The organism is Prosthecobacter sp., assembly GCF_044373815.1.
In the GTDB taxonomy this organism is placed as follows: Bacteria; Verrucomicrobiota; Verrucomicrobiia; order Verrucomicrobiales; family Verrucomicrobiaceae; genus Prosthecobacter.
Window position 1 is genome coordinate 1 of sequence record NZ_JBIPNG010000223.1, and the last position, 10,332, is coordinate 10,332.

Genomic DNA, 10,332 nt, shown 5'->3' on the forward strand with positions numbered 1-10,332 from the left:
CGGCGCGTGCCGTAGTAAGGGCGGATGTGACGGACCGCCGCATCACCGCCACGATCCTGGGCCCGGAGGTGGACCGCCAGCGCCTAGCGGGTACGATTCAGACGGAGATGCGCTCCTTGAATGGGGAGATTCGCGGTCTTGACCCGCTGGAGGAACTGCAACTGCAACGCGCCCCGGAAGTGTGGATGCCGGTGACGGGACTGGAGGAGGCAGAGAAGCTGAAGAGTCCTGATACGTCCATGCTGACACCGAAAGGCTTGGTGAAAATCAATGCCACCGAGGAGAATAACCGCCTGACCGTGCAGGACGCCCGCACGGATGTGTGGAAGCCGCGTGTGTTCATCAGCTACTCCCATCACGACGATGCGGCGAAGGATCAGCTCGTACTCAAGCTCAAGGTGCTGCAAACCGCCGGTCTGGTGGAGTACTGGCTGGATCGGGATCTCACGGCAGGCGAAGAGTGGAATCGTGGCATTACTGAGCAATTGGAGGCAATGGATGTCTTTGTGCTGCTGGTGAGTGATCACTCGCTGACCTCTGACTACATCAACCGGGTGGAAATCACGCGTGCGCTGGAACGCCGAACGAAGGGCACGGCGGAGGTGGTGCCGGTGATCCTGCAGCGCTGCCAGTGGAAAGCCTGCGGCCGCCTGAATCATCTGATCGCCCTGCCGACGGACGCCAAGCCCATCAAGGATCATAGCAAGCATGCGCATGGATGGCACGACGTGGCCGAAGGCCTGCTGCGCGTGCTGGAAAAGCTGAAGAAGCAGCACGCGGGTGAGCACCGCTCCAGCGAACGAGAACGTGGGATGAGGTGAGGTGAGGCCCGGTCGTAGGATGGGTGTGGCGACAGCCCGCCCGTCCATCAGCGTACGGCTGGCTCCATGGCGTACGAACGTCCTCGCAGTCGGGCGGTTTGGCGGTGAGGTTTTTGTGTGTTGAAGAGCGTTCTTTTTCGCCAAACACACCCAACCTACGGCCGGAAAGCGCGGCGGCGCTTTCCCCTACTCCTCCACCGCCACGGCGCGCTTTTGCAGCTCCACCACGGCGTTGAGGATCTTCACGCGGTTCATCTCGTGGACTTCCACCTTGGTGCCGATTTCGGGGACGAGGGTGACGGTGAGCTCTCCGCCGAGGTGTTCGCGGAATTCTTCCAGGCCTTCGAGGATGGCGGGCTCGCCGCTGCGGCCAGTGGTCATCAGATACGGGGAGGTGGTGGCGAAGCCGATGCTCTCGATGAGCTTCAGCACGCGCTCGCAGGTGGCTTCATCCAGGATGCCCTGCATGCGGGAATAGACGAGGTCCACGGCCATGCCGATGGCCACGGCTTCGCCATGGGCGACGGTGAATTTGGAGATCTGCTCCAGCTTGTGCGCGGCCCAGTGGCCGAAGTCCAGCGGGCGGGCGGAGCCGAGTTCAAAGGGATCGCCGCCGGTGGCGATGTGCTCCACGTGCAGCTCGGCGCTGCGCTGGATCACCTGCTCCAGGGCCTCCTGCTTGAGCGCGGCGAGATCTCCGGCCATGGCTTCGATCTGCTCAAAGAAAGCGCGGTCGCGAATGAGCGCGACCTTGATGGCCTCGATGATGCCATTGCGGCGGCCACGCGCGGGCAGCAGTTCCAGGAAGGCGAAGTCGTTCACCACGGCAAAGGGCACGGCGAAGCTGCCGACCCAGTTTTTCTTGCCGAAGTAGTTCACGCCGTTCTTCACGCCCACGCCGCCATCTCCCTGGCTCAGGGTGGTGGTGGGAAAGCGCACATGACGGATGCCGCGATGCGCGGTGGAGGCGGCAAAGCAGACGAGGTCCAGCGCGGCGCCGCCGCCGATGACGAAGACGTAGCTGTGACGGTCCAGCGCGGCTTCATTGATGGCGTCCCAGCAGCACTCCACCAGACGGAAGTCGTTTTTGCAGGGCTCGCCGCCGGGGATGACGATGGGGTCATCCACCATGGTGAAGGTGTCTGCATGTACCTGGCCGTAGGCCATGATGTCGTCGAGCAGATCGCGGTTGGCCGTGGCGACGGCTTCATCCACAAACACGAGCACCCGGGGGAGCTTGTGCGGCTGGTCGAGGTGAAGAAGATCACGAATGGTGTGGTTCCGAGGCGCGAAGACTTCTCTCGTGAACAAGATTCGGTGGGTGTGCTCTAGCCTGATTTTTTTCTCTAACATCAAAGGGGGTCGGTTCTTTGCCTCCAACCGTGCTTGAGGTCAAAGGGAAAGGGCAAACGTCTGAGAAAGGTGGTTTCTAGCCTGAAGCCCCGATTTCGCAATTGATGCAGCACGTTTTCCACCCCGGCCTCCTGCCTTCAGGCCACAAAACGCCCTCCTGTCCGGCCACCCATGGAAATAGCCTGCTGGGGTGATTGAGAAGAATACCCCCTCGGATTCAATCTTTCGGCGTCCATGAAAACCTCGCACTCAACCCCGCCGCACCGCCAGGACACTCCCGGAAACGGCTTCACGTGATGGAAGCTGCACCGTTGTTCAGTCCATCTGTGACCGGAGATGCCTGGAAGCAAAAAACGATCACCGCCGTGACCTTTCCGCCGCCACTTCGCTTCCTGATTCCAGCACTGCTGCTGCTGCTGGGACTCCTGGCGACTTGGATGGATTATGAACTGGATCTGGCGAATGACCTCGCACGCAATTTCAGTGACGTGACCACGCAGGCCGAGGCCACTGGCACCCGGCTCACCCAGCTCTCCCGGCAGCACCTGGTGCAGAAAGAGATCAAGGCCCTGAGTGAAAGCCTCACCGACTGGACCCATGAGCCCTGGCTGCGCATGGCCGCCGTGGTGGATGAAAAAGGCCGTGTGCTGGCAAGCTCATCCTCCCAGTGGGAGGGGCTGTCAGCCGCACAAACACCTGCGGCCACCGCCTGGCAGCGGGCCAGCCAGAGCACCGGCAAGATCATGGAGTCCGCCACTTTGGATGACGGGGACTTCATTGTGCTGGCGGCGTTTCCCATCGACATCCCTGCCCAGACCCGGCACTGGCTCCTGCTCGTGTATGACCGTGCCAATGCCGTGCTCCATGCCCATCAGGATGCGCGTCAGCGGGTGGAGTGGTCGGCCTCCGTGATCGCCATCATGTGCCTCGGTCTCTGGGCCACCCTGCACTTTGGCGTGGCGACCCGGCTGGAGCGGCTGGCACGCTCTGTCCGCGAGTTTGGCGAAGGCCGGACCGTCAGCATCGACCCCGTGAGAGGTGGCGATGAAGTGCATGAGCTCTCCCAGGCATTCCGAAAAATGACCCAGCGTCTGGCAGACCGCGAACAAGAACGCACTGTACTGGAGCGTGCGGTGATTGATTCCGCTGAAAACGAGCGCCGGCGCATCGGGCATGAACTCCACGACGGCATCGGTCAGCAGCTCACCGCCGTGCTCATGGCCATCAACGGCCTGCATGATGAACTGCAGGCCAAAGCCCCAGCCTTTGCGGAGCACGCCCACCATGCCAGCCAAAACCTGCGTGAAGCCCTGGCCGAGGTGCGGGGCCTTTCTCATGGACTGGCCCCGGTTCCTCTGTGGGAGCAGGGCCTGGAGCACGCGCTGCAGGCGCTGGCAGACGTCACCACGCGCAGCTCCGGCGTGCGGTGTGTGTTTGAGTGCCCGGCGCACATCCTGGAGATCAGCGAAGCGACCGCGTGCAACCTCTACAGGATCGCCCAGGAAGGGGTGAACAACGCCCTGAAGCATGCGGATGCCGGAGAGATCCGCATCGGGCTGGAGAGCCGTGATGGACTCATCGTGCTGGAGATCGACGATGATGGCTGCGGCCTGCCGGAGGCGCCTTTAAAAGGCGGCGGCATCGGCTTTCGCATCATGCAGCATCGCACTGAAATGATGGGCGGCAGGATGGAGCACGGCGCTCCGCCCGCAGGAGGCACACGCATCGCCGTTCACATTCCCAACACCCCATGACAACCGCAGACACCCTCGAAAAAACCTGCCGCCTCATGCTCGTGGACGATCATCCCGCCGTGATCAATGGCTATCGTTTCATGCTGCAGGCCTACCCCAGCTTTGAAATCTGCGGCACGGCGACGAATGAATCTGCAGCCCTCGCCCTGGTGGCCAAAGAGAAGCCGGACCTGCTCATCACGGATCTCAACATGCCGGGCCGTGGCGGCCTTGAGCTGATCAAAGATCTCGCGACCCTGCATCCCGGGCTGAAGATCATCGTCAGCTCCATGCATGATGAGATGCTCTGCGCCGCACGCGCCCTGCGCGCCGGAGCCAGCGGCTACGTGGGCAAGGACAGCCCCGGCAATGCGCTGCTGGACGCCATTCACAAGGTGCTCGACGGCGGCGTCTATGTGAGCGAGCGGCTGGCCGCGCACCTCGCGGCCTCCTTTGCCACTCCCCGTCCGCGTGGATCCACTGAGTCACCGCTGACCAAGCTGAGCGACCGTGAGTTTCAGGTGTTCGAGCTTTTCGGCCAGGGCCAGACCGCGAAGGAAATCGCAGCGCAGCTGAACTTGAGTCCGAAGACCGTTTCAGTTCATCGTGATCACATCAAAGACAAGATGGGCTTTGTCACGAGTGCGGAAATGATCCGGCAGGCGGTGCGCTGGGTGGAGACGCAGCGGGATGTGCTCAAGTGAAGCCTCACAGGAAAAAGTAGGCCCATGGCCTAAGCGCAAACGGTGCCAGCGATGATACCCGAATGTCTGAACGCGCACATGGTGGGTTGTTCATCAACCCCACCGGCATTCAGCAACCATGAAATCGTCGTCGTACTTCCACTCCCAAATCTGGGCTTCAGGCAGCAACCACACTCATTCGAGTTGGACGTATGTTCATCAGCATCTGGAGGATGCTTCTCATCTCCTGGATGAGATGATTCAATACTCGCAGACGGCTGCGGGGCAAAATCCCCCGCTCCACCAGAAACTCAATGCAAAGGTTTTGTTCCAATTCTTTGATGGCTGGCCCAGGTCAGATTCGTGAGCTTCAGGCGTTCAACAACCAACCGCTGCCTGAAATGAGAAAGCCAGATCGAATCGTCATCGTGGATAGCAACCCAGACAGCTCTGCGGACTTTTGCGCCGAGCTGGAAACCCAGCCAGACCTCACCCTGGCGGCAGCCGTGACCTGCGCCTCCTGCTCCTTTGCCGCAGTCTCCAAGCACAAGCCGGATCTGGTGCTGATCAGCCTGAGCCTGCCGGGGCACCGCGTCCTTGAGCTCGTGAAGGATTTGCTGGTGCTGCATGCGGGCCTGAAGTTTCTCATTGTCGCCAGCAACGATTCAGTGCTGGAGGCCAGTCGCGTCCTGCGGGCAGGAGCCCACGGCTGCGTCCTGAGCAGCAGCAGCACCGCCACCAAGCTGGAGGCCGTGCGCCAGATTCTGGCCGGCCAACACAGCTTCAGGCCTGAGCCTGCCCACCGCCCGCCCGCAGTCAGCGGCTTGTCTCCACTGCACTGGATGAATGCCACGGCCTCACTCTAGCGCCCAAGCTGCTACGTGGCCGCCACCCAGCGCTGCCAGAGACGCAGCAGCGGCGTGAGCACCACAAAACCCAGCGCCAGCAGAGGCGAGACGTTCGCGATCGCAAGCGCATCCACCACGACGATGCCAGCGAGCAGCCATCCCACGGCCTTGCCGATGGCGGGGCCGCCTTTGCGCATGGTGTGCGTGGCGAAGGCCACCAGCAGGGCAAACACGCCCAGAACACCCACCTGCACCGGGCTGCCACCCGCCGCAGAAAACCGCATGGCGCAGACGATGGCCGGTGTGTAAAGCAGGGCGAAAGCCATCAAGGAAGCCGGCACGGGCAGAGCCTCGCTTTTGTGCTCCAACCGCGCCGCCATGGTGATGCCGACAACGTAGCACCCAATGGCCAGGGCAAACGGCAACACCAGCAGAGGGCCCGCCGGCAGAAAGGCGGTTTCGTAGCGCCATTCGGCACCGAAGAAGGACAAGGCCCCCTTCTGGCTGGCAAATTGAAACGGTGCCACAGCCGAGGCTGCCACCAGATACAGCAGCAGCCGGCAGGCCCCCATGACGATGACGGACCCCGCCCACTGCTTGTGAAAGAGATCGTAAAACACAATGGCTCCCAGCAGCAGCCCGGTGATCTGCGGATTGGCACCATAGCCCAGCGCGATGACGCCCCCCACAAAGAGCATCAGGATACCCACGATCCACGCCGTTCGCACGGCAACCTTGCCGCTGGGAATGGGCCGCTCCTTGCGGTGCTCGCGGTCGAATTCCGCATCGGCCGCATCATTCAAAATCATGCCGCCCGTGTAGATCAATGAGCCCGCCAGCAGAAGCCATGCGAGACGCATATCCAAGAGCGCGCCTCCAGCGAGGAGCCAGGCTGCAATGACGTTTGTCCATGCAGTCGGGAGATTGGAAATACGGGCGAGATGGAACCAGGGGCGCATTCGCACAGTGTCGAAACCCGCAGAGCAAAGTCGAACGGTTATTTCAACATGCTGCGCACAAACGGCAGCATGGAGGAATAAAGCGTGCTGCCGTGAAAGCGGGAGAGGAGTTCAGTGACGAGCTCCGCATCGCTGTCCACATCGGCGGGAAGCAGGTCTTCACGACTGTGCTCTCCGCAGGTGGCGCTGACGCGGACAAAGCAGGAGTCGCATTCACGCCGCACCTCTCCACGCACGCCCTCACCTTCCAACACAAGCCCCTGCAGGGCGGGGCCGGTGTCTTTCTCGATCAAATCCACGCTCAGGGAAGCTTTCAGACGCTGATTGATCCATGCGGCGAGCAGCAGCGCGGTGGTGCGCTGGCCTTTGAGGTGAGTGATGCGAATGGCCTGAAGTTTGGAGAGGTTATGGCAGGCGGCGGCGTCCTGAAAGCAGGCGGCCAGGGCGGTGCGCATGAAGTGCGAGCGCGTCCACGCGAGATCGCGCAAATCAAAGTCACCGCCTTCGGCGTTCATGGCGGCCAGCAATGCGTCAAACTGCCGTGCGGGATCCTCCCAGCGAGCACTGTCGATGATCAGGGTGTCGATGCGGCTGTAGAGGCGCTCTTCAAAATTCTTGGTCAGATCCGCCTGCCACCAAACGACGAGCGGCAGATCGGAGTCGAGATGCGCAAAGACGATGTTTTGCACCTGCGCGGCATCCCCGCCTTCCAGCACAAAGCTGATCTGCTCGCTGCAGACGATCTGTTTGCCCTGGTAGGGACGGCACAGCGCCTGAATCCAGGCCCGTGCCCGTGGCGGCTGTGCTCCAGGCAGCGCGAGGATGAGCAGCGCCCGGCAGGCATGCTGAGCAGCCACGTGATCGAGCAATTCGTTGTCAGCCACCAGCTGGCAGCCATCCTCGGTGTAGATCGCCAGATTGATGAGCGAGGCACGCGTCTTTGCCTCGTCCCCTTCCCACAGCTGCTTCAGCGCACGATCAATGCGCCCGATGGGCGTTTCGAGACCCAGGCGGTCGAGGTCGGAGTCGTTAATGGTGGAGAGCGGCATGGTGGTCTTTCTCCAGATTAAAGCAGCCGCCACTCACGGCCGTCCGCACGCAGCAGGTCATCGGCCTCCTTCGGCCCCCAGCTTCCTGCCGGATATTCGTGCATGGTCGGCGGCGTGTCCGATTTGTGCCAGGCGTTCTCGATTTCATCGATGAACCTCCAGGCGTTCTCGACTTCATCGCGACGGGCGAACAAGGTGGCGTCACCGGCCATGGCATCGAGCAGCAGGCGCTCGTAGGCCTCGGGGCTGGCTTTGCCAAAGCTGGAGGAGTAGCGGAAGTCCATCTTCACCTGCTGGATGCTCATGGCCTGTCCCGGCTGCTTGCACAGGATGCGCAGCGCGATGCCTTCATCCGGCTGAATGCGGATGACGAGGGTGTTCTCGCTGTTCTTGAGCATCGTGGAGGTGGCAAAGGGAATCTGCGGCGGCTTCTTGAAATGAATGCTGATCTCCGTGGCCTTCTTCGGCAGCTGCTTGCCCACACGGATGTAAAATGGCACGCCCTGCCAGCGCCAGGTGTCGATCATGAGACGCAGCGCCACATAGGGCTCGGTCGTGGATGCGGGATTCACGCGGTCCTCCTGCCGGTAGCCCACGCGCGGCGCGCCATCGACGCTGCCTGCGGTGTATTGGGCGCGGATCACGTGTTTGCCCACTTCCTCAGGCCCCACCAGCGGACGCAGGGCGCGGATGACCTTCACCTTTTCATCACGCACACTGTCTGCGCTGAGATCCGTCGGCGGCTCCATGGCCACGAGGGAGACCAGCTGCAGGAGATGATTCTGCACCATGTCACGCAGCGCGCCTGCGGTGTCGTAGTAGCCACCACGGCCGCCTTCCATGCCAAGGTTCTCCGCGCAGGTGATCTGCACGTGGTCGATGTAACGGCTGTTCCAGTTGGGCTCGAAGATGGAGTTGGCAAAGCGCAGCACCATGATGTTCTGCGCGGTTTCCTTGCCGAGGTAATGATCAATGCGGTAGGTGTCCTTTTCCGCAAAGGTGGCGGCGACCACCGCGTTCAGGCCCTGCGCGGTCGCGAGGTCTTTGCCGAAGGGTTTCTCACAGACCACGCGCGCCCATTTGCCTTTGACGCCCTCATTAAGCCCGGCGGCACGGATCATTTCCAGGATGGGCTTGAAAGCCTCCGGAGCGGAGGCCAGGTAAAAGAGGCGGTTCGCCGGCGTGCCGCGTTCCGCATCGAACTGGTCGAGCAGTTTCGCCAGAGACTTGTAGCCTTCGAGGTCTTCGAACTCGCTGCGGTGATAGTGAATGCACTGGGAGAAGCTCTTCCACAGTTCATCGTTGTGGCCCTGACGGCTGTTCTGGCGGTTGCCCTCTTCCAGTTCTTTGCGGAAGCCTTCATCGGTTTTGTCACGCCGGGCGAAACCCACGACCTTGAACTGCGGCGGCAGGTCACCAGCGGCGGCGATGTTGTAGATGGCGGGGATCAGCTTGCGGTGAGTGAGGTCACCGGTGGCACCAAAGATGACCACGGAGCAGGGTTCCGCACGGTGGCGGGAGAGCAGAGTCTCTTGAAAGGGATTTTCCAATTCGGGCATGGCTTTAAAGCAAGGACTACGCCACAAACGTGGCGCAGGACTGCCAGACTAACCCGCCCCCCCGCGATGGCAACAAACGATGCCGCCGCAACGGGCCCGAGTCGATGAAATGACTTCATGGATGCCATGAATTCGCTTGAAGGCATCATGTGGGGGTACCCCGCTAAAATTTGGCGTCTCTTTCGCTGATTTTCTCTATGTCCTCTGAGTTTCAAAGGTTTGACAGCACGGCTCATCCGTTGACAGTCACAGGGCAATGAGCAAACCGGCACATGAGCCAGACATTCCGATTCCGGAAGACGTAAAAAAAGACAAGGGCTTGTGGGAAAAAACCCGCAAAAGCCTGATCGAGCGTCTGAACAATTGGGAAGATCAGAAAACTTGGAACGAGTTTTATCAGACTTACTGGCGTCTCATTTTCAGCGTCGGCACCAAGGCGGGACTCACCCGTGAAGAAGCCTTTGATGTGGTGCAGGAGACGATCATTGCCATTGCCCGCCAGGTGCAGAAGGGCCAGTACGATCCGCGTGCAGGCTCCTTCAAAGCCTGGCTGCTGCAGATGACACGCTGGCGTATTCTGGACGTGTTCCGCGCCCGCAAACGCCAGCCCTCCCTGGCCGATCAGGGCAATGCGGACACCGAGGACACCAGTGGTCAGGTCATCGACCGCCTCTCCCAGGACAAGGACAACCTGCTGGAAAACATCTGGGACCGCGAATGGCGTGACAACATCACCGCCGCCGCTCTGGAACGCGTCAAAGCCAAGGTTTCACCCCGTCAGTTTCAAATTTTCGACTGCTACGTGATGAAGGGCTGGGGCGTGAAGAAGACCTCTGAAGCCCTCGGAATCAATGCCGCACAGGTCTATCTGGCCAAGCACCGGGTCGGTGCGCTGGTGAAGAAAGAAGTGCAGGGGCTTGAGAATACGATGCTTTAGTGGGAGACTTCCGGACGCTGGCTTGAACCATTCATGCAGCCACCCTCCTCCCACGACAGCTTCATGAGCGATCCAGCCGACCTGCCCGCCGAGCATACGCCTCCCCACGAGAGCGCGGATGAAGCAGCCGACTTGCATTTGCCTGTCATGGCTGAGGCAGTGGCATACGAGGCGGCGCACCCCGATGAGGAAGCGCAGGATTTAGAATCTTTCGAACTGACCCTGCCCGCCCCGCCCATCGCGGTGCCGACGGCGCGGGACAAGGTCAAGAGCCGCGACAAAAACGGCCCACCCTCCCACCGGGATGACATCGTCATTCCCGACTACACGCTGCTCAAGCGCATCGGCTCCGGGGCCTATGGCGAAGTGTGGCTGGCGCAGAGCGTCACT

The 10,332-nt window shown here is 61.3% G+C and carries 10 protein-coding genes; 6 read left to right on the plus strand and 4 right to left on the minus strand.

Going from position 1 to position 10,332, the window contains the following annotated elements; genetic code table 11:
- Window positions 1-821 (plus strand): toll/interleukin-1 receptor domain-containing protein (locus tag ACIREA_RS17805; protein WP_397383667.1); only part of this gene is annotated, 821 nt, incomplete at its 5' end.
- Window positions 822-1,007: 186 nt separating this feature from the next.
- Here the strand turns inward: ACIREA_RS17805 and ACIREA_RS17810 are convergent.
- Window positions 1,008-2,201 (minus strand): 3-dehydroquinate synthase, encoded by a 1,194-nt coding sequence (locus ACIREA_RS17810; RefSeq protein ID WP_397383668.1) that lies wholly within the window; start codon window positions 2,199-2,201, stop codon window positions 1,008-1,010.
- Between the two features lie 269 nt (window positions 2,202-2,470).
- Between ACIREA_RS17810 and ACIREA_RS17815 the strand changes: the two genes are divergently transcribed.
- From ACIREA_RS17815 to ACIREA_RS17825, 3 genes are all read left to right on the plus strand, one after another.
- Window positions 2,471-3,928 (plus strand): ATP-binding protein, encoded by a 1,458-nt coding sequence (locus ACIREA_RS17815; protein ID WP_397383676.1) that lies wholly within the window; start codon window positions 2,471-2,473, stop codon window positions 3,926-3,928.
- On the plus strand, window positions 3,925-4,611 hold the full coding sequence (locus ACIREA_RS17820) for a response regulator (RefSeq protein WP_397383669.1): 687 nt from the start codon (window positions 3,925-3,927) through the stop codon (window positions 4,609-4,611). The genes ACIREA_RS17815 and ACIREA_RS17820 overlap by 4 nt, the downstream gene beginning before the upstream one ends.
- A 380-nt stretch (window positions 4,612-4,991) precedes the next feature.
- Window positions 4,992-5,456, plus strand: coding sequence for a hypothetical protein (locus ACIREA_RS17825; protein ID WP_397383670.1), 465 nt, complete (start codon window positions 4,992-4,994; stop codon window positions 5,454-5,456).
- Window positions 5,457-5,467: 11 nt separating this feature from the next.
- Here the strand turns inward: ACIREA_RS17825 and ACIREA_RS17830 are convergent, their stop codons facing one another.
- From ACIREA_RS17830 to zwf, 3 genes are read right to left on the minus strand one after another with little or no spacing between them, the layout of a single operon-like run.
- Window positions 5,468-6,397, minus strand: a complete 930-nt coding sequence (locus ACIREA_RS17830) for a UbiA family prenyltransferase (RefSeq protein WP_397383671.1) — start codon at window positions 6,395-6,397, stop codon at window positions 5,468-5,470.
- A 38-nt stretch (window positions 6,398-6,435) separates the two neighbouring features.
- Entirely contained in the window at window positions 6,436-7,446 is a 1,011-nt protein-coding gene (locus ACIREA_RS17835; RefSeq protein WP_397383672.1) for a glucose-6-phosphate dehydrogenase assembly protein OpcA, read from the minus strand.
- Between the two features lie 17 nt (window positions 7,447-7,463).
- Entirely contained in the window at window positions 7,464-9,005 is a 1,542-nt protein-coding gene (gene zwf / locus ACIREA_RS17840) for a glucose-6-phosphate dehydrogenase (RefSeq protein WP_397383673.1), read from the minus strand.
- Between the two features lie 256 nt (window positions 9,006-9,261).
- Here zwf and ACIREA_RS17845 point away from each other — a divergent pair, with 256 nt between their 5' ends.
- Both ACIREA_RS17845 and ACIREA_RS17850 read left to right on the plus strand, forming a co-directional pair.
- Complete coding sequence (locus ACIREA_RS17845; RefSeq protein ID WP_397383674.1) at window positions 9,262-9,942, plus strand: RNA polymerase sigma factor; 681 nt, start codon at window positions 9,262-9,264, stop codon at window positions 9,940-9,942.
- A gap of 33 nt (window positions 9,943-9,975) precedes the next feature.
- Window positions 9,976-10,332 (plus strand): hypothetical protein (locus ACIREA_RS17850; RefSeq protein ID WP_397383675.1); only part of this gene is annotated, 357 nt, incomplete at its 3' end.